Source organism: Aquimarina sp. Aq78 (assembly GCF_900299525.1).
In the GTDB taxonomy this organism is placed as follows: domain Bacteria; phylum Bacteroidota; class Bacteroidia; order Flavobacteriales; family Flavobacteriaceae; genus Aquimarina.
The window spans coordinates 117,902-137,709 of record NZ_OMKA01000020.1; the positions used below are offsets into that span (position 1 = coordinate 117,902).

Below are 19,808 nucleotides of genomic sequence, written 5' to 3' on the forward strand. Positions count from 1 at the left end.
ATTGCAAAGATCGCAAAAATGTTGTTTATGATAAACATCTGCCCTAACATTAAATCAATAAATACCAATTGTTCTTCAACAAATAATCGGGGAATTATGGATCCCAGCCTTCGCTGGGATGACAAGCAGCCAAGATCCATTATTGCGTTACCCAAAGTGGATTCCAATCTTTAGTTTATCCTGAGGCGAGTCGAAGGGCCGAAATGACAAATGATTAGGAATAACAAACACTCTGACTAACGTAATTTTATATTATCTCAAAACTCGATTAGTCTAAAACTACACTTTTCTTTCATTCGTTTTTGCGCTATGTGGTTTATAGAAGTTTCGGTTAGTTGCAAAACTCTTGGGTATCCCCCGGTAGTTTGACAATCTCTCATTAATACAATTAAACTTCCTGATGGAGTTAATTGTATTGTACCTGGCAATACAGGTGATGTAATAATCGAAGGTAATATATTTGGTATCTTCTCTTCTAACTGAATTGCCATTCGATTTATGGTATTAGAAATTGTAAAAACAGATTCTAATACTTTAGATTTTTGGGCATCATTTAGCATATCAAACTCAGGTCCTTTATACACTTCTAATTCATTTGAGTTTTCTAAAAATAAAGGTGGAGAAATTGCAGAAAAATGATCGGTATAATCACGACTACTTTGATATGGAATTTTATCATTTTTATCCAATCGAAACTGAAGTGTAATTGACTTATAAAAGGATCTACTATATAACACTTCTTCTGAAAGGAATCCGTTTTTAATTCCTACATAACCATATACTCCTTTCTTACAAAAATTTATCTTAAGAATATCATTTTTACAAACTTGAATCTCACGATACATTTCTATTTTTTGATCATTCAAAAACGCATCTGTTTTGCCACCTGTTAAAACAATAGTTGTCTCTTCATGAAATTTTAAAACAGGGGGTTGGATTGTCCACTCGATACATGCTGCATTTTTTGTATTTCCTAAAATCAAATTTGCAAATCCAAATGACACTTGGTCCATTGCTCCACTTTTTGGAATTCCATATTTTGAAAAACCAAAACGCCCTTCATCCTGAATTGTAGTAAAAAGTCCTGGCTTAACTATTTCGACATCCGCAATCATAAACTAACAGATTTTGGCATATAAGTATTATTTAAAATAGAAGTACTTATATCGTTATACTCATTTTCTTCTATCGATATAAACTGAATTTTATCTCCCGATGATATAAAGCAACAATCTTCTGTTTTAGGGTTGAAAAAATCCAGAGGACACATCCCAATTACATGCCATCCTCCTGGGCTATTTATAGGATATATTCCTGTCTGACTTCCACCAATTGCCACAGCACCTTTTTTGACATGTAAAGAAGGTGTCATTTTTCTAGCATTATGCAATTGATCATCAAGACCACCCAAATACAAAAAGCCTGGTAAAAAACCAATAAAATATGCAGTATACAATGGAGTAGTATGCAACCTAATTATTTCTTCTATCGTAAGAGATTTACTTTCTGCAAATGCTTCTAAATCCTGAGCAAGAGAAGTAGCATAACAAACAGGAATTTTCCACAGCTTACTTTCAGACCTTGTTTCACCAAATCCTTTAGAATACAATGATTTTAGCATCAAAACTTCATCATAGAAATCCTCTATAGTAGACACATAATAAATTAACAACGAGTTATATGCAGAAATTACCTCAACAATTGGTTTATCATAAAAAGAAAGTATAGATTTTTTAAAGAAAAGCAGGTCATGAAGGATATTTTCATCAATTCCTGAAGGCCATTCTATTAAAATTGCTCTTTCAGAATATCTTTTATATTGTAATTTGTATTTCATGAGCTTCTCATTATAACAAATTTAAAATCGAAAACTCTGTATACAAATACTTTAAAATCTGAACAGATTTTGGGTTATCTCCATGCACACAAATCGTATCAAAAAAAATCGGAACCTCTACTCCATTTTTAGTTTTTACTTTACCTTCAGAAACCATTCTTTTTACATAATCAAAAACTTCTTTTGGTTCTGTAAGCAAAGCCTCTTTTTCTTTTCTTGAAACCAATGTCAAATCATCATTATAATTTCGATCTGCAAAAGCTTCGTGCCTGACCTCAAAATCTCCGCAGGAAAGATACGATAATTTAGCATTTTTCAAAGTAACTATAGATAAACTTTTATCGACATTTTTTACAGCTTCAATAATTGCTAAAGCTACTGATTCATTTTTCACTGCTTCATTATAAAGTGCTCCATGTGGTTTTACATGATGTAATTTCCCTCCTGCTTTTTCGGTATAAGATTTCACCAACTGTATTTGTTCGGTTATTGTTTTTACCAAATCATCATATGGCATTTCAACTTTGGTTCTGCCAAAATTTTCACGATCAGGGTATGATGGATGTGCACCAATTTTTACATTATGCTTCATTGCCAATTCGATCGTTCTTTGGATTACCTCAGCATCTCCTGCATGGCTTCCACATGCAATATTACACCAAGAGATATATTGCATAATTTCGGTATCAAAACCTGCCTCTTCCCCCACATCTGCATTAAGAATAATTTTCTTCATATTCCTACATTTGTTATCACAAATTCCTACATACTTTCAATTACTTTCCAAATACCTCTAAATCCTAAAAAGCAAGTAATGACAAGAATGAAAAACCCGATCAGGTTTTGTTTCCATGAATTGGTATATTTTCCTAATATTTTTTGTTGGTTCATCACCCATAAAAGGAAGATTGCTATTACTGGTAAAAGGAGTCCATTTGCAATCTGTGCAAATCGAATAATCACTATTGATTTTATACCTAAAGAAGAAAACAAAACTCCCAAAAAAAGGATAAACATCCATACTGCTCTAAAGGATTTACTTTTGAGTCCTTTTTGCCAACCCATACACCCTTTTACCACATAAGCTGCTGCAAGAGGTGCTGTGATCGCAGAGGTAATTCCAGCTGCAAATAACCCAATAGATAGTACATATTTTGCCATTGAACCAAAAACCGGTTCTAACCCTTTTGCCAGATCGGCTGCATTATTTACTTCTGCTTCTTGTATAGCTGCTCCAGCAATGATAATTGCCATTGATACTAATCCACCTAGTACTATTGCAACTACAGTATCCTTTTTTGCTTCTGGAAGGTCTTCTGTAGATTTCCACTTTTCACTAACAATAGATGCATGTAGAAAGAGATTATAAGGTACTACTGTTGTCCCTATCAGACCAACAATGGTAAGTACATTATCACTAGAGAAGTTAGGAACAAACCCTTTAAAGATCATAGAAATATCCGGTTTGGTCACTATTGCTGTTACTATAAAAGCTACACTCATTAACAAAACCAGTACGATTAAACTTCGTTCTAATACCTTATAATTACCTATGTATAGTAATACAAAGGCAATCACACCGATCACGATACTTAGGTAATTTTCTGAAATCCCGATTGAAGATTCTAAGATTGTAGACAACCCGAGTACTCCCCCACTAATATTACCAGCTTCGTATGCGGCATTTCCAATAAAAATTGCTGACAAGATCAATGTAATAAGAGCTCCTCTTACAATTTTGTTATCAAATTGAGATTTTAGCACTTCGCTTAATCCCTTTTGGGTGACTACACCTAATCTTGCTGCCATTTCCTGTAAAACAACACAAGCTACAATAGATAACACCAATGCCCATAGTAATGAAAACCCAAACTGTACTCCTGCTAATGTACATACAGTTACTGTACCTGGACCAATAAAAGCTGCAGTCACCCATGTTCCTGGGCCTATATTAAAAAATTTCTTCATTTATTTCGTATTAACATCAAGTGTATAAATAGCAAATGATCCTAACCAATGCCCTCCTTCATAACTATCCCCAACCAGATTAGGCAAAGAATAGTTTACATGTGTATTTGCTACTGAAAAAAGATGTGCATACTCCTTATATTGTTTAGCAAGCCCATATAACACCCATGCTCTACTAAAATTAAGTCCATCTAGATGAACCAATTTTCCATCGGTACGGTCAGACACTTCTCCTACATTAATGGTAAAATTTTTGGCTTTAAGCTGAGGCATAAAAGTAGAAACCCAACTATCAAATTGTTCTTTGTTCAGCACTCTTCTCATTACATCCATTTCTTCAAAGCAAGGAGATAGGAAATCATATCCACTAGGTTCCCAACCAATAGGACAATCTTGATCATTGGCATAGAATTCTCTTGCTCTGGTTTCGATAAGGTCTTTTAGTTTTTGATCCTCCAGAGTGTTTGCATAGTCCCAAGCAAAGGATAACCCAAAGGCAGTATTCGTATGCTCTCCTACCCGAATTGGATATTTAAGTTTTGGAAGAAAATCAATATACCGTTGTACGATCAGCGCCGTTAGAGGCTGTAGGTTTTGTTCTAATTCTCTTGCTAACGGATCATCCCAGGTATGTAGTTCTTCGGCCAGTTTGAGCAACCAGGCCCAACCGTATGTTCTCTCGTATGATTTGTTATGTTTTCCTTCAAAATATTTGATTTCTTCTTCAATATTCTTCTTAGACATATTTTGAAGTAATTTGGTTTTTGCTTCTTCCTTTTTTTCCAGATCGGGAAATGCTTTTAATAACTTCACCAATGACCAATGTCCATGGACTGAGGAATGCCAGTCAAAACAACCATAGAATGTAGGATGCAATACGTGAGGTTCTCCGATATTTTCTTTCCCTCCTAACGTTTGTCCTAGTTTATTAGGGTATTCTACCTGTAAGCAAGCTAATGGTAGTTCTACCAATGTATTGGCTTGCTCTAACGTAAGTTGTAAAGGCTGTTCTATCGGATTTTCTTGTGGTTGTTCTTGAGTTTTTACATCCTCGGATGGTTGTTTTTGAGTATCATTGTTTTTATTACACCCTAATAAAACAAGCATTGAAATCAGAAAAAGTATTCGGTACATAATCAATATTTAGTAAGTTTAAAATATCTACTTTCCTAAAAATATCAATTTCCGGAATCATGCGTATGTGATTGTTGATAAGAACAGGAAATAGTTTATAAATTCTCAAAACTACTCACCAAAGATCATCAACAAAATACCTTTTCCTTCTTGAAATAAAAAAAGGGATATGATTACATCATATCCCTTTACTATCATTTCCAATATGAATTTACATCTTCACGTCGGTAAGCTTCACTTCTTTTCCTTCTTTATCCAACATCAACACTTCATCAAACCCTGCATTTTTAAATTGCTCAAATTGTGTAGCTGCATCTCCAATTAACAGGTATGCCATTTTGGTTTCATCAAGATATTTATTTGCCAGTGCCTTATGCTGTTCTAAGGTCATTTGTTCTATTACTTTCTCTTCTTTGGCTATATAATCTGATTCAAAATCATACCTCCCCATTTCTTGTAACATCCCTAATAATGCACCTTGAGTTTCAAATCTACGAGCATTGGATTTTATTAAGGCATTTTTGGTAAACGCTAAATCTTCTTCAGAGATACCATTTTTATACTTCTCTATTTCATCTTTAAAAATCTTTACCGACTCAAAAGTAGTATTGGTACGAACACTTGAAGATGCCGTAAAAGTTCCCGGGATTTTGCTCCCGCTAAACCTTGATCGTGCACCATAAGTATATCCTTTTTCCTCTCTTAAAATTAGATTTACATTTCCTGAGAAAGATCCTCCTAATTTATAATTCATAACCGTAGCTGGAAAATAATCCTCATCTGTACGTGCCATAGAAAGATACCCTATATTAATTACAGATTGTTTTGCATTAGGGATATCAACAAAGTATAAAGATGATTTATCTCTAGTATTAACTACTTCATATTCTGGAATAGTTACCTCTTTGCTGGCCCATTTACTTTCTAAGTTTTTAAGAGCAGCAAGTGCTTTGTCCTGATTTAAATCTCCTACAATTTGAAACTTACTTACTGAAGGAGAGAAATTATTAGTATAAAACTGTTTTAAATCATCTATAGTAATAGCTTCTACAGAAGCTACAGTACCACTGGTAGGATAAGCAAACATATGTTTTTCTCCATAAAGAAGTTTATTATATACATTTCTTGCTACCGTATTAGGATCTGCAGCAGATCTTTTAATTCCATTAATAGTTTTCGTTTTTATTCTTCCGAATTCTTCTTCATCCCATCTTGGTTCTAATAATATTTCACCTATCAAATCCATTGTTTTGTCAAGATTACGAACCAAAGTATTACCTCTGATAATAATTGCTTCTCTTGTAGTATACATTCTAATAGAAGCTCCCAGTAACTCTATCTCTTCTTCTAGTTGCTCTGGAGTTTTGGTAACTGTACCTTCCATCATAATATCGGTCATTAGGTTTGCTACTCCAACTTTATCAAATGAATCTAACAAATGTCCTCCAGAAATTATCAGACTAAAATTAACTAATGGGAGTTCGTTTTGTTCTAAACCATATACTTTCATTCCATTAGACAATGAAGTACTCCAGGATTGAGGGATATTCAGTTTTGGAGATTCTCCTTCTTTTGGTGCTACAGAACGATCAAAAGCTGAAGGCGTTTTTTGTATTTCTTCTTTTGTTTCTGCTACTGCTTCTTCTACATTTTCTTTAATAACTTCCTCGACAACTGCAGCTTTTTCTGAATCATTTGCTGCCAGATCCAATTTCCCTTTAGGGACAAAACTAGTGATCACATAAGGCTTATCTTTAATGTATGTATTGTACACTCTAATCACATCTTCTTTTGTAACCTTCTTAATATTTTCTATATCTTCGGTAATAAATCCTGGGTCACCGGCAAATACATTGTATTGTGCTAATTGAAATGATTTTCCTAACACACTACTGATTCCGTTATAAAATTGTGTTTCAAGTCCTGCTTTAATACGTTCGATATCTGTTTCAGTGATTCCTTCTTCTTCAAATTTCTTAAATGCTTCAAAAACTCCTGCTTCGATATCAACTAGACTTTTACCATCATTAGCGGTAATACTTACTCTGAATTTACCTGCTATTTCCATAGATCTATTCCATGCATTGGTATCCGAGGTTAATTCTTTTTCTTTTACTAAAACTTTATATAATGGAGCTTTTTTTCCTTCGGATAACAATTGTCCTAAGAAATCTAATGCATATGCATCTTTAGTATATTGTTCTACTGTTGGCCAAACCATGTTCAATTGCGCAGTAGTTGCAAAGTTATCTTCGTGAGAAAATCTTTTGGTCTCTGATAAAGTAACGTTCTGCACTTTTAATTTTTCTACTGGTTGACGTTTTTTAATTTCGCCAAAATACTTCTCGATCATTGCCTTAGCCTGTTCTGTTTCAAAATCTCCAGCAAGTACTATAGTGGCATTATTAGGCCCATAATATTTATCATAAAATTCTTTCACATCCTCTACTGTAGCATTTTGAAGATCTACTAATTCTCCTATTACCTGCCAGTTATATGGATGTCCTTCTGGATAAATATTCTTATCAATTACCCAATTGGTATGTCCATAAGGATTATTATCTACACGTTGTCTTTTTTCATTTTGTACAACTTCCTGTTGATTTTTGAAAGCACTTTTTGTAACTGTATTAATTAGAAAGCCCATTCTATCAGACTCTAACCATAATACGGTTTCCATAGCATTTTTAGGAACTACCTCATAATATATGGTTCCATCCTGCCATGTTCCTCCATTAAGTGTTCCTCCAACATCCTGAATCTTTTTAAAGAATTGATCTTGAGGTACATTTTCTGATTCTTGAAACAGCATATGTTCGAATAAATGTGCGAATCCTGTTCTTCCCGGTTTTTCTCGATTAGAGCCTACACCATACTGGATCGCAACTGAAACGATTGGATCAGACTTATCTTGATGTAATACCACCTGAAGTCCGTTTTCTAACTCATATTTTTCGAAATCAATAGATAACTTACCTACTTCTTCTGTTTGTGTTTCAGAAGTTGTTTCCTTCTTGCAAGAAATAACTCCTAAAAATAAAAAGGATACTGCTACAAGGAGCACCCTATGAACCTGAGTTTTCATAATTATATTTTTTGTTTTATGGAGCTAAAAATAATCTTTGCCAATGAGCATTTCTATAGATATATTATTAAAATAAAGTTAAAGGAATCTATTTTATGCCTGCGAACTCTCTTAAAAGAGCTTTTATGAAGTAAACAAATGAGTTTGTTTATGCAGATCTATTTCTTGATTAAATTGAAGATTTTGAATAAAAAAGCCCTCCGTTTTCTTGGAAGGCCCTTCTATCGATAAGTAGTATTTGCTCCTTTTAAAAAATTGTAGTTAGTTAAGTTACTATAGTTTATCTGAGTTTGTTTGTATTTTTGAAATATAATTTTCTAATCATACATCAACAGATTCAATGTAGTAAAGAAATATTGCTATTTTTCTCAACATAACAACAAAACTGTATAACTCTAAAACGAGGTAAATTACTTACACGGAAGATTCTTAAACCTTGATTAAAAACAAACCACAGGTTAATATGTACATTGATTTGCTGCATTTGTACATTCTGTTGAAATATTAGCCAATCTGTTTCGAAATTCCTGAGAATTAGCTACTCCGTTAAGAACTTTTTTTAGCCCTTTATCGTATAGCAGATTGGTCCAACCCATTCCTCCTGTTACATCTGGCTCTCTTAAAAGCATTCCTCTATACGTTATATAAATAAGCTTATCTACTTGATTACTACTAAGACCATTTCTACTTAGATAACTATTATATTGAGAATTCCATTTCACGCTTGCTTCGTTTGAAGTTACAAATCCTTTTGTCATATCATCAAACCCTTGAGAATTCAATATATTAATCCAATAATTCATTACTCCAGAGTTTTCGGGACATCTTCTTAAAAAAGACAAGTATGATAATCTAACTACGCAAGGTGCATTATATCCTGGTCTAGGAATATTAGGCTCTCTTAAATCAGGATCTAAAGGAAATGATTTTTCTGACACTTCTTTGGTGTCCACTATTTCTACCGGCTCATTATCTGTATCTTCTTTTTCGCAGGAAGAGATTAAAAGCAATCCTAAAATCATAGGAAATAGAACAAGGTAATGTGATCTAAACATTAGTTTTTTCATGATATAAAAGTTGTTTTATGATTTATTATGTGAAATTATTTATGTGTCAAATAGAGGCTAAACTACATAGAACTTAGCCTCTTATTAATTGATTCGTCTCATCCGAATCCAAGATACATTATCCTCTAATACAATGACCATTATTACTACATACCGGCCATAAAAAAGGGCAATCTGCATCAGAATTGCAGTCTATCTTTATCCCTCCTTTAATAAAAGCTTGTTCGTCTCTTTTTAATTGATCTACACCACTAAGGTTTACAATGTTTTTTAACATAACTATTAATTTAAAAAATCGTATTTGTGTGAACATTTATAGACACTCACAGTTTATGTCTATCCTTGCAAGAATATTTTTATATGCCCTAAAAAGTTTTTACATCTTTGAGACAGTTTCTTTTTTAATTTTTAAAATACTAGGTCTTGTTTGCAAATAGTTCCAGAAGTAGAACACATGCTAAGCACTTATCTCAAAATTAGGTGGTGTATCCCTTTAAAACAAAGGGTTAATATTCATATTTATAAATTTGAACAACCAAAAATCAATAGCCTGATTTTATCAAAATGGTACTTCTTGAAGAATTGTTATTCTCATCGTATTAGAGTGGCAACTCTTATGTGTTTGGGTAATCAAAATAGTTGATTAGTAGTAAGAAATCCTCGTTTATAGGTATGATAAGAATACATTAAAATGAGTTCAACAACAAAAACCGTCTAGACGTATCGTTAGACGGTTTCGTTTATCGAACTCATCTTGAGTAGTGGTTTTAGTTTTTTATCAGAGTTTTATAATACCTATTTTCTCCACAGGTAATTTGGCAATAATATATTCCTTTTTCAAGATCTAATGTTTCAAAATTATACATGGTTTTAGATCCTATGTTGCCTTTTCTTTTTAGAATGCTACTCCTTAATTTTATCCCATTGTTATTATACACATCTATTTGAATTTTATGATCATTGCTCTTCTCACCAAAGTATTCAATAGTCAAATGATCTTTAACAGGATTAGGATAAAATTGAATTGCATTTTGATAAGTAGATTTCATTGATGTACGATCAGAACGATGTTTGCCTATAAATACATCAATTTCTAAAATATCTTCCAACCACACCCCATCGCTACCATCTTCATCATTACGATAATCTTCTTCATTATCATACTCCATCAAACGCAATGTAATTGTATTCTTTTTCTCTTTTAAAAATAGAGGTGTATTAAAAACATAAGGATAATCAAATACCGGTTCTACGATTGATGGTGCCGGTATGGGGTCGTTTTTTACGGGAGGTATAATTACAGGTGCACTGGCTCCAAATGGGTCACTGGGCATTACGGTAATGGATAATCTAAGATATTTTGTTGTATTTATACTGGAGCTATAGTCCAAATTAAGCTTTAGCCTTATAATATCATGTGGCCTAAAGGCTAACCTTTCTGGGCCTTTTAACTTTACAACCTGTTCTATTATCCCTTTATCATTAAAGGAATCTGTGACAGATATGGATACATCAACGGTACGATTCTGAGGGACTAATGTTTCTTGTGCATTAATAAAATAAGGAATACATACGACAAGGAAAATAAAAAAATACTTCGTTTTCATGATTGAAATTTTAAGAGTTATACATTAAAAACAAAGTATCAATATTTGGGCTTATCTAATAATCCGAATTGTTCATATTTATAAATTTAAACAATAAACCTCTAGCTTAGCTCTAGTTTCTTAATATAATAAGCAGGGTTTAGTCCAGTTTTACTTTTAAAAACTTTAATAAATGTAGTAGCACTTTTATAACCTGTTTCCTTAGCCACTGCTCTAATAGTATACGATCTAAACATGCGATCTTCTTTAAGTTTTAGCAAAGCATAATTAATTCTCAACTCATTGAGATATTGATTAAATGACTTCTTTCTTATTTCATTTAAGGCTTTTGATAAATAGGTAGTATTGGTATTTAGTAATTTTGCTGTTGAATATAAATTACAGTCTTGTGAGATATAAAAATGAGTATGTTCTAATTTTTGAAGTTTCTTGAGAATTTTTTCTGATTTCTCGTCTTTTATTTTTACCTCCTTAACTGGGTTTTCTGGTTCGTGATCTATAGTTTTTTTCTCTTTAATATCTTCAATTACTTTTAGAAACTTTTGTTCTTTTATCTTAGTTTTCCTTCGATACACCAGAAAAACAGACAATAGCATTGTAATTAATATTATGGATATAGTAACAATAATTTTCTTACTTGTTATACTTTTTGTTTTTTCACTTACCAGTTTATTATTCTCGATTTTAAAATCTTTTAAATCATCTTCATACAATAAATCTTTGGCCACTAATCTTTTCTCACTTTTTACCTGAATACTATTTTGAAGCTTGTCATAATAAGATATCTGCTTTTCCTGATCACCCATCATTTTTGATGTTTCGATTGCCAGTTTATACATGTTTTCTATTTTATCTGCCTCTATGTTATCACCGATTAGGTCAAAATTTTTGTTCAATAAAGAAATCGTTTCATCATATTTTTTTTGTTGATATAAACATCTTGCCATATAATAATTGGCTATATACAAATTGGTTTGTTGTCCTCCTGTGTTGTTTACAAAAATGTCTTTTCCTTGTTTAAGAAACCCTAACGCCTTATGGTATTCTTCTTTTTTATAATAGATATCTCCGAGGTTGATATAAAAATAACTTTTATATATAGGCAAATCATAATTCTCTGCAAACAAAACACCTTGATTATTAGTTTTTAAAGCCTCGTCAAGCTTATCAATTTCTGCCAGGCATTTGCCTTTTCCTAATAATGAGCTTAGGTAGGTGTTTTTATATTGAATAAAATTATTTTTTGTTTCTTTCTCTAAGGTTTTAAGTACTAAATCATATTCATTAATAGCATCTCTATATCGTTTTAATTTCATACGCACATTAGCTATATTGGTATGACTTATAAACTTATATGATAAATTCGGTATACCTTTAGAAAGCTCTTTGGCACTAAGATAAGATTGTAGTGATTCTTCATACGCTCCAAGAACATAATAACTACCTCCTAGCAAACTGTGGCTTCCAAAAATCTTTATGGTATCTTTTATTCTTTCTGCAGCTTTAACAGATATATAAGCATTTTTTATCGTGTTACTGTGATTAGAACGCATGTATTCTATATATGCAATTTGATAGCTTGAGAAATATTGAATATTATAATCTTCTTGTATTTTTCCTCTTTGCAAAAAAACTTTGCAATAGGCTAAACCTTTTATAGTATCTTTCTCTTTGGAGAATGCGTTTTTGATAAAATTTTCTATTTTTCTTATAGAATCAGATTGAGTAATAAACAGTTTTTCTTTTTCTGAAATCAAATAAGACACCTCTTTTTCTTCTGCTTTGTTTTGTCCAATCACAACATCAAAGCATAAAGTAAAAACATAAAAAACAAGGCAATATCTACAGTATGTAGAGTTACCAAAAACTGACAAAATTGATTTTGTGAAATGTGATAGTGAAAATAAGGTCATTGGTTTTAAAGAGTTAAATTTCCATATCATCTTCAATTATATGTAGGACTATCTTTATAGTCCTTTGTTACGAATTGAATTTTAATAATTAAAGAAATGTACATTTATATTTCCAAAATCATATCTTAATTAACACAAATAAAACTTATTTTTTTACTGCTTTCTACGATTACCCTAACCATCCATCGCGATCTAAACTACGATATTGTATTGCTTCAGAAATATGATCTCCCAAAATTGATTCTGATTTTTCCAGATCTGCAATAGTTCTAGATACTTTTAGAATACGATCGTATGCTCTGGCAGAAAGATTTAATCGTTCCATTGCAGTTTTTAGTAATTCTTTAGAAGTGTTATCTAAAACACAGTATGCTCTGATTTGCTTTACACCCATCTGTGCATTGTAATGGATATTTTGTAATTCTATAAATCTTTCGGTCTGGATATCCCTGGCTTTAATAACTCTTTTCCTTATCTCCACACTGGATTCTCCCCTACGCTCTTCACTCAACTTATCAAAAGGCACAGGTGTAACTTCTATATGAATATCTATTCTATCTAATAATGGACCCGAAATTTTACTAAGGTAGCGTTGCATCTCTGCCGGGGAAGAGGTTACAGGTGCATTAGGATCATTAAAATATCCTCCTGGACTAGGATTCATACTTGCAACCAGCATAAAACTTGAGGGATAGGTTACAGTAAATTTTGCTCTGGAAATAGTTACTTCTCTATCCTCAAGAGGCTGGCGCATTACTTCGAGTACTTCTCTTTTAAATTCTGGTAATTCATCCAAGAATAAAACTCCGTTATGAGATAGTGAAATTTCCCCAGGTTGCGGATAGCTTCCACCCCCAACTGTTATATTTACAAGAAGATGCTAAAAATTAAAGCAATATAAAGTTATTTATACATAAGAAATTGCTAAAAACACAATTAAAACTAAAATGCACCTTAAATAAATACAGAAGAAGATGCTAAAATTTAAAAAAAGAGTTAGAGAAATTGCCATTAAACACTCATCCTTATCTGGAACTATAAATTTCAAGTTGCAGAAAAAAAACTTACAGTTCGAATCTTCTTTAGAAAGGGATTTTATTTACCTACTAGAATTTGATAAAAATGTATCTCAATACATCGAACAACCTACTAAGATCTCATATATTGATGCCTCTAACAAGCAAAAAAAATACATCCCCGACTTCGCTGTAAGTTATCATGATAATACACCCAATGAAATTATTGAAATTAAATATGAAAAAACATTATCATCTAAATTTGATCTTTTAGCCAAAAAATTTCAAGCGGCTGAAGAATATTGTAAAGCTAATAATTATAATTTTAGATTAATTACAGAAAAACATATTAGAGAAAAAAATAACACTCAATTATCTAATTATAAATTCCTTTCAAGACATCGAGATTATTTTTATGATATTGAAACTAAGAAAAATGTTTTTCACACTTCAGATTCCGATTTAGATCAACTTCATGATAAAATAATCTATCTAAAAAAATGCACTGTTAGAGAACTTGTGAATTCCTGTTCTCAGGATCAAGATAAAAGAGCTGAATTAATTTTCTTAACTTGGTACTTAGTAGCCAATAATTTTATTGCTATTGATTTTTCTAAAAAGATAAATTTAGATTCAGTGATATGGCACAATTATCCTTCAAACCTGGAGTAAAAGTAAATTACAATAATAGTCCTGCTGTAATAATAAAAATAGTAGATCTAGACCTAATCACTATTCAGATGTTAGAGTCTAACATAGTTCATACTATAAAAACAAATAAGGTTGAACCACATATCGAATCTTCTGACATTAAAAAAGATATACCGATTGATGCCTTAACTGAAAAAGAATGGTTATTAGCAAAAAAAAGATATGATATATTAAAACCTATTTTAAATAACAAAACTAATTCTGATTATATAAAGAATATAGCAAAAGCAAACAATATCCATTTTACAACTCTATACAGATGGATAAAAATATACAATAAGACCAAAACCATTTCTTCACTATGTGGTTCTAAAAGACTAGGAGGTAAAAACAAAAGTAGACTTGATTCAATTTCCAATGATATTATAAATAATACAATAACTGATCTTTATTTAGATCCTTCAAAAAAATCTATTTCAAAAATTATTAGAGCTATAACAATTAAATGTAAAGACAAAGATATAACTCCCCCTCACCCTAACACAATTAGAAATAGAATTAAAAATTTATCCGAAGAAGAAGTATTAAGAAAGAGATATGGGAAAAGTAAAGCTAGAGATAAGTTTGAACCAATAAGAAGTGAATTTCCTGGGGCGAATTACCCACTTTCTGTTGTACAAATAGATCACACTTGTGTCGATATAATTTTAGTGGATGAACATTACAGAAAAGCTTTTAGACGACCTTATTTAACCTTAGCTATAGATGTTTACAGCCGAATGGTGGTAGGATTACATCTTTCATTTGATCCACCAGGTGCTATGGGAACTGGTCTTTGTATTGCGAATGCAATTTTAGCAAAAGAAATGATACTTGAAAAACACGGTATTAATGGAGAATGGCCCTGCTGGGGAACCATGGCGACTATTCATTTAGATAACGCTAAGGAGTTCAGAGGAGAAATGTTAAAAAGAGCTTGTCAAAATTATGCTATTAATATAGAACATAGGCCTGTAGCAACACCACACTGGGGAGGTCATGTTGAAAGGCTTTTAGGAACTTTTGCAAAAGAAATTCATAACCTTCCTGGAACAACATTCTCTAAAATATCAGAAAGAGAAAATTACAACTCTCAAGCAAAAGCATCACTTACTATCAATGAATTTGAAAAATGGTTATTAACATATATTATTAATGTTTATCATAAAAAAAATCATTCTACGATAAACATGCCTCCATTAGAAAAATATAGACAAGGTATATTTGGTAAAAAAGGTATTGGAGTTCCTCCAAAACTTTTAAATGAACGAAAAGTTCGATTAGATTTTATGCCCTTTGTTGAAAGAACGATACAGGAATATGGAGTTGTAATAGATCATATTTATTATTATGATGAAGTATTAAAACGTTATATCCATTCTAAAGAAAATCAATCAAAAAATAGTCGAAAACGTAAATTCATTTTTAAGAGAGACCCTAGAGATATTAGTATAATTTACTTCTATGATACAGAGCTAAACGAATACTTCGAGGTACCATATAGAGATACTTCAAAACCTCCAATTTCTATTTGGGAATTCAATGAGGTTGTAAATAAACTGCAAAAAGATAACATTCCTATAGATGAAGATTCCATTTTTATTGCTTATAAAAACATGGAAGAAATCGAACTTAAATCAATTAGAGAAACTAAAAGGCTTAAACGATTTTCCAGATATTCTGATAAACGAAATGAAAAAGTTCATTTAAAGAATATGAAAAAAAATGATCCAAAAGAAGAGAAACCCATATTGACTCGACAAGAAACAGAAATATTACCTTTTGAAGATATCGATGATGAAGCATTTACATCCTAAAACTATAGAATTAATAAATAACTTTTCTGATAAAGAACGCATAAAATCCATTAAAAAATTTAAATGGATAGGTTACACTAATGCTAAAAAAATTCAAAAAAAACTTGATGATCTTTTAGACTATCCGAAAAACTTACGCATGCCAAACCTTCTACTTGTAGGAGATTCTAATAATGGTAAAACCGTACTGCTTGACCGTTTTGCTAATCAAAACGGGTCACACATTGATGAAGAAACTCAGGAATTAAGACTTTCCGTACTTATGATTCAAGCACCACCTGATCCAGATGAAAAAAGATTTTACAATGCTATATTAGAAAGTCTATTTGCTCCTTACAGATCTGCAGAGAAAGTAGAACTAAGACAACAACGTGTAATCCACTTACTTAAAAAATTAAAGCTTAAAATGTTGATTATAGATGAAATTCATCATCTTCTAGCTGGAACAATGTCTAAGCAACGTTCATTCTTAAATGTTATTAAATATTTATCGAATGAACTTAAAATCCCTATTGTTTGCTCTGGAACTAGAGATGCTTTCAATGCTATTCAGACTGATTCACAACTTGCAAATAGATTTGAACCTAAAGTATTACCTAAATGGAATAATGATCAAGAATACCTGCGTCTTTTAGCTAGTTTTGAAAAAATACTTCCGTTAAAACAACCTTCATACTTAATAGAAAATTCGTTAGCGACTTTAATATTATCTAAGAGTGAAGGCCTTATTGGAGAAATCACAAAAGTTCTAGAATTATCTGCTATTTTGGCAATCGAATCAAAAATTGAAAAAATAAATCGTAACGTAATTGAAAATATCGATTACACTTCACCCAGTGACAGGCGTAAAATGATATATAGATTATGAATCTTTATGATTCAAAATATCAATTATGGCCAGGATATATACCTCCAAAAAAAGACGAGTTACTTTCTAGTTGGCTTTTTAGAAATTCTCGAGAGCATAAAATTAAGCCTTTCTCTTTTATCTTGTATTATCTAAACAAATCTAATTTATGGACAAGAGATATGGATAAATGGCTTCCACACGATACTATTCGACAAATTAGCAATTACACTCCATTATCTAAAAATCAAATTAACTCTCTTCAGCTTACTTCTTATAAGAATATTATTTTTGAAGAAAGTTCAAATTATGCATTTATTGAAGGTGTTCTTAACCTTGGAATTTATCATAGGGCAAGAAAGAGAAAGGGTTTATTAGCTTGCCCAGGATGTCTTACCAAAGACCCTTATTTCAAAAAATCATGGAGACTTCTTTCGTCCATAATATGTCTAGATTGTTCTTGCCATTTAATAGATTCTTGTATTAAATGTAATGAACCAATTGTTTTTCAAAGATTGTCTATTGGAGATAAAAATGATTACTTTGAACTACCTGTTTACTTATGTTGGAATTGTAAATATGACCTCAGACTTTCCTATGTTGCCGTATCAGATAATGAAAAACTATTAACTGAATATCAATATTATATAAATAAAACCATTAAAAAAGGTTATAATATACACAGCCAATATTCATTTTTATATTTTAAAATTCTTTTTCTTATTCTCAGGAAATCATGTACAAAATCAGAAACATGGAATAGAGTTAGAAATGGTATGAAAAAAGAATTCAACATTAAACATACTGAACAATATCGATCCAATCAATTTTCTTCTTTATCCTATAGAAAAGTAATACTTCCTCTTATTTACACCTTACTTGATAAATGGCCTATAAACTTTATTAAATTCTGTAAATCAAATAATATTCGTTATTCTGATTTTTCCAAGGATAATAACAAATTACCATTTTGGTTTTATAAAATATTTAAAGAGAATCTTTAAGTATTCTATCTTCATAAATCCTATCCCCTGTCATAGAGATAACACTCTTTCCATTATTTTTTTGTTCTCTACTATGTTTAACACCTCTTTGGATTACAATATTAAATTCTCGTTTATAATAAAAAGAGTCACCAAAAATTGCAGTCCAAAGTAACCTGCCTTTTTCCAATGATTTTTCTTTTTTTAAAAAAATCTTAACTAGTTGTCTTATTTTTTGATAAGGAATTTGATTAAAGTTAAAGTCATTAAATATTCCTATCAAACCATTACCAAATTCAATTAAATAAGTATAACCATAAAGATGTTTAAGTTCGATCAAATCCATAGCTCTTGGCTCTTTCGTGTCTTTATCAATAAATTTTACTGGATACATAGACCTGCCTATACCTAAAGGGTCATTAGAAATAATTATCTTATAATTTTCTTTCAGGTAAGCAATTACTTTTGTGAAGTACACAAAATTGTCCAAATATTCTTCGTGCATATATTCTTTGATTATATCTTCACGAAGGTTTTTCACATCCTTTGAAAAGTTTTGCAAATCTCTAACTATACCTTCATATTCATCTAAACTATCAATTACAGTAACATTATATGCTTCTTTTTGATCCTCTCTATCCTTAACAAGAACAGGAATATTAAAAGGATTTTTTTGATTTGTTTCTAGAGTATCATTTATGGTATTCGATGTACTTGATGCTTCTTCGTGTAACAATAATGATAAAAATTGTGTATTGGGTTCTGCAGGTCTTGTAACATCTATTGGATCAAGATTCTCTCTTTCTTCCGTTGAAGTTTTGGAATTAAAAGGAAGTAAATCTATTTGATCAACAATGTAAGGGTTTTTATCAAAAAAAGAGATATTGTTGATTTTATAAGCTATAAAAGTATCTGAACCAGATTCTTTATCATTCTGATTATCTCTACTGGTCTCGTAAAATTTACCTTCCAATTCTAATTCATAACCAGACATTTCAAAGTTAAGGTATAAATAGTTTTTTGATGTCTCATCATCTGTATTAGATAAAAGAAGTTGATGATGCAAATTAGAATATATACTTTCAATCATTTTTATTCCTACTCCATTCTTAAGAAATAATAAAGGAGCTATAGCAATAGCTTCTTTATTTTTAAGTTTAGCTTGATCATATGGGATTTTTGCAATTGTTTTATCAGTTCCTTCTTTTTTTAAAAACTCTGTGTTATCAAGTTCAAAACCAGACATTAACTCACCTGAAAGAATTTTATTTATGAAACGACTAGATGAAAACAAAAAATACTGAGCAATACAATATGGTGTAACATAGGCAAACACTTTAGGTCTATACTTTGAGGAATGAAAAAATTTCAAATAAGAAAATTTCTTTTCACGTGTTCCCATTATTAAAGGAAAATACTTATTTCCAACTAAAGGAAACTCTTTTTTTGTTTGATATAATTCTCCTGAAGATACAACCTTAATATTTCTTGATTTTTTTAATTCATATTGTACAGCCTTTTCTCCTTTGATACTATATAAAGTTCCTATATTGTATTCACTTAAATAAGAAGCTGGTATATTTTGAATACAGGTAAATTTTAAATTAAAATCTCTTAATTCATCATCTAAATTGTTTTTATTAACAAAGTATAATTGAACTTTCCAAGTCTTACTTTTCCGATCAATCTCTTCAATCCAATATAAATACCAATACTCTCCAGGTGCTTCAGGGAAGTTAAGTTTATGTTTTCTTTCTGACATTGATCGGGGAAATTATTTTTTTAAAATGATATACAATTTATTAAAAATAATTTATACTAAAATGAAATACGGATAAACTTAA

16 protein-coding genes and 1 pseudogene are annotated in these 19,808 nt (G+C 31.1%); 5 read left to right on the plus strand and 12 right to left on the minus strand.

Annotated features, from left to right (window positions below; all coding sequences use genetic code 11):
* Positions 1-27 precede the first annotated feature (27 nt).
* Positions 28-174 (plus strand): hypothetical protein, encoded by a 147-nt coding sequence (locus DG435_RS25540; protein WP_159025441.1) that lies wholly within the window; start codon positions 28-30, stop codon positions 172-174.
* An 83-nt stretch (positions 175-257) separates the two neighbouring features.
* On the opposite strand, the gene DG435_RS12175 is transcribed toward DG435_RS25540, so the two are convergent.
* From DG435_RS12175 to DG435_RS12220, 11 genes and pseudogenes are all read right to left on the minus strand, one after another.
* A complete protein-coding gene (locus tag DG435_RS12175) occupies positions 258-1,115 on the minus strand; it encodes a biotin-dependent carboxyltransferase family protein (protein ID WP_106791141.1) in 858 nt (285 codons plus the stop codon).
* On the minus strand, positions 1,112-1,837 hold the full coding sequence (gene pxpB, locus DG435_RS12180; RefSeq protein ID WP_106791142.1) for a 5-oxoprolinase subunit PxpB: 726 nt from the start codon (positions 1,835-1,837) through the stop codon (positions 1,112-1,114). Before pxpB ends, DG435_RS12175 begins: the two co-directional genes overlap by 4 nt.
* 10 nt (positions 1,838-1,847) lie before the next feature.
* Positions 1,848-2,573, minus strand: coding sequence for a 5-oxoprolinase subunit PxpA (gene pxpA, locus DG435_RS12185; RefSeq protein ID WP_106791143.1), 726 nt, complete (start codon positions 2,571-2,573; stop codon positions 1,848-1,850).
* A gap of 26 nt (positions 2,574-2,599) precedes the next feature.
* Positions 2,600-3,805, minus strand: coding sequence for an Nramp family divalent metal transporter (locus tag DG435_RS12190; protein WP_106791144.1), 1,206 nt, complete (start codon positions 3,803-3,805; stop codon positions 2,600-2,602).
* Positions 3,806-4,939: a DUF2891 domain-containing protein gene (locus tag DG435_RS12195; RefSeq protein ID WP_106791145.1), complete on the minus strand. Its 1,134-nt coding sequence runs from the start codon at positions 4,937-4,939 to the stop codon at positions 3,806-3,808.
* A gap of 211 nt (positions 4,940-5,150) precedes the next feature.
* Positions 5,151-8,024, minus strand: a complete 2,874-nt coding sequence (locus DG435_RS12200; protein WP_106791146.1) for a pitrilysin family protein — start codon at positions 8,022-8,024, stop codon at positions 5,151-5,153.
* 458 nt (positions 8,025-8,482) lie between these two features.
* Complete coding sequence (locus DG435_RS12205) at positions 8,483-9,091, minus strand: hypothetical protein (RefSeq protein ID WP_024770376.1); 609 nt, start codon at positions 9,089-9,091, stop codon at positions 8,483-8,485.
* A 118-nt stretch (positions 9,092-9,209) separates the two neighbouring features.
* Positions 9,210-9,368, minus strand: coding sequence for a hypothetical protein (locus DG435_RS25545; protein ID WP_159025442.1), 159 nt, complete (start codon positions 9,366-9,368; stop codon positions 9,210-9,212).
* Between the two features lie 490 nt (positions 9,369-9,858).
* On the minus strand, positions 9,859-10,698 hold the full coding sequence (locus DG435_RS12210) for a T9SS type A sorting domain-containing protein (protein WP_106791147.1): 840 nt from the start codon (positions 10,696-10,698) through the stop codon (positions 9,859-9,861).
* 101 nt (positions 10,699-10,799) lie between these two features.
* A complete protein-coding gene (locus tag DG435_RS12215; RefSeq protein WP_159025443.1) occupies positions 10,800-12,497 on the minus strand; it encodes an AraC family transcriptional regulator in 1,698 nt (565 codons plus the stop codon).
* A 283-nt stretch (positions 12,498-12,780) separates the two neighbouring features.
* Positions 12,781-13,470 (minus strand): annotated as a pseudogene (locus tag DG435_RS12220) (YifB family Mg chelatase-like AAA ATPase); the annotation flags it as partial.
* Positions 13,471-13,585: 115 nt separating this feature from the next.
* Here DG435_RS12220 and DG435_RS12225 point away from each other — a divergent pair.
* From DG435_RS12225 to DG435_RS12240, 4 genes are read left to right on the plus strand one after another with little or no spacing between them, the layout of a single operon-like run.
* On the plus strand, positions 13,586-14,299 hold the full coding sequence (locus tag DG435_RS12225) for a TnsA endonuclease N-terminal domain-containing protein (protein WP_106791149.1): 714 nt from the start codon (positions 13,586-13,588) through the stop codon (positions 14,297-14,299).
* Positions 14,269-16,134 carry a Mu transposase C-terminal domain-containing protein gene (locus DG435_RS12230; protein ID WP_106791150.1) on the plus strand — a complete coding sequence of 622 codons (1,866 nt, stop codon included), beginning with the start codon at positions 14,269-14,271 and terminating at the stop codon, positions 16,132-16,134. Before DG435_RS12225 ends, DG435_RS12230 begins: the two co-directional genes overlap by 31 nt.
* Positions 16,115-17,002, plus strand: a complete 888-nt coding sequence (locus tag DG435_RS12235; protein ID WP_106791151.1) for a TniB family NTP-binding protein — start codon at positions 16,115-16,117, stop codon at positions 17,000-17,002. Before DG435_RS12230 ends, DG435_RS12235 begins: the two co-directional genes overlap by 20 nt.
* A complete protein-coding gene (locus DG435_RS12240; RefSeq protein WP_106791152.1) occupies positions 16,999-17,985 on the plus strand; it encodes a TniQ family protein in 987 nt (328 codons plus the stop codon). The genes DG435_RS12235 and DG435_RS12240 overlap by 4 nt, the downstream gene beginning before the upstream one ends.
* Here DG435_RS12240 and DG435_RS12245 read toward each other — a convergent pair.
* Complete coding sequence (locus DG435_RS12245; RefSeq protein WP_106791153.1) at positions 17,969-19,726, minus strand: hypothetical protein; 1,758 nt, start codon at positions 19,724-19,726, stop codon at positions 17,969-17,971. The two genes, DG435_RS12240 and DG435_RS12245, sit on opposite strands and share 17 nt — an antisense overlap.
* Positions 19,727-19,808: the final 82 nt, after the last annotated feature.

Coding starts and splice junctions, on each gene's coding strand:
- DG435_RS25540 (WP_159025441.1), top strand. CDS start 28: ATGATAAACATCTGCCCTAACATTAAATCAATAAATACCAATTGTTCT.
- DG435_RS12175 (WP_106791141.1), bottom strand. CDS start 1,115: ATGATTGCGGATGTCGAAATAGTTAAGCCAGGACTTTTTACTACAATT.
- pxpB (WP_106791142.1), bottom strand. CDS start 1,837: ATGAAATACAAATTACAATATAAAAGATATTCTGAAAGAGCAATTTTA.
- pxpA (WP_106791143.1), bottom strand. CDS start 2,573: ATGAAGAAAATTATTCTTAATGCAGATGTGGGGGAAGAGGCAGGTTTT.
- DG435_RS12190 (WP_106791144.1), bottom strand. CDS start 3,805: ATGAAGAAATTTTTTAATATAGGCCCAGGAACATGGGTGACTGCAGCT.
- DG435_RS12195 (WP_106791145.1), bottom strand. CDS start 4,939: ATGTACCGAATACTTTTTCTGATTTCAATGCTTGTTTTATTAGGGTGT.
- DG435_RS12200 (WP_106791146.1), bottom strand. CDS start 8,024: ATGAAAACTCAGGTTCATAGGGTGCTCCTTGTAGCAGTATCCTTTTTA.
- DG435_RS12205 (WP_024770376.1), bottom strand. CDS start 9,091: ATGAAAAAACTAATGTTTAGATCACATTACCTTGTTCTATTTCCTATG.
- DG435_RS25545 (WP_159025442.1), bottom strand. CDS start 9,368: ATGTTAAAAAACATTGTAAACCTTAGTGGTGTAGATCAATTAAAAAGA.
- DG435_RS12210 (WP_106791147.1), bottom strand. CDS start 10,698: ATGAAAACGAAGTATTTTTTTATTTTCCTTGTCGTATGTATTCCTTAT.
- DG435_RS12225 (WP_106791149.1), top strand. CDS start 13,586: ATGCTAAAATTTAAAAAAAGAGTTAGAGAAATTGCCATTAAACACTCA.
- DG435_RS12230 (WP_106791150.1), top strand. CDS start 14,269: ATGGCACAATTATCCTTCAAACCTGGAGTAAAAGTAAATTACAATAAT.
- DG435_RS12235 (WP_106791151.1), top strand. CDS start 16,115: ATGAAGCATTTACATCCTAAAACTATAGAATTAATAAATAACTTTTCT.
- DG435_RS12240 (WP_106791152.1), top strand. CDS start 16,999: ATGAATCTTTATGATTCAAAATATCAATTATGGCCAGGATATATACCT.
- DG435_RS12245 (WP_106791153.1), bottom strand. CDS start 19,726: ATGTCAGAAAGAAAACATAAACTTAACTTCCCTGAAGCACCTGGAGAG.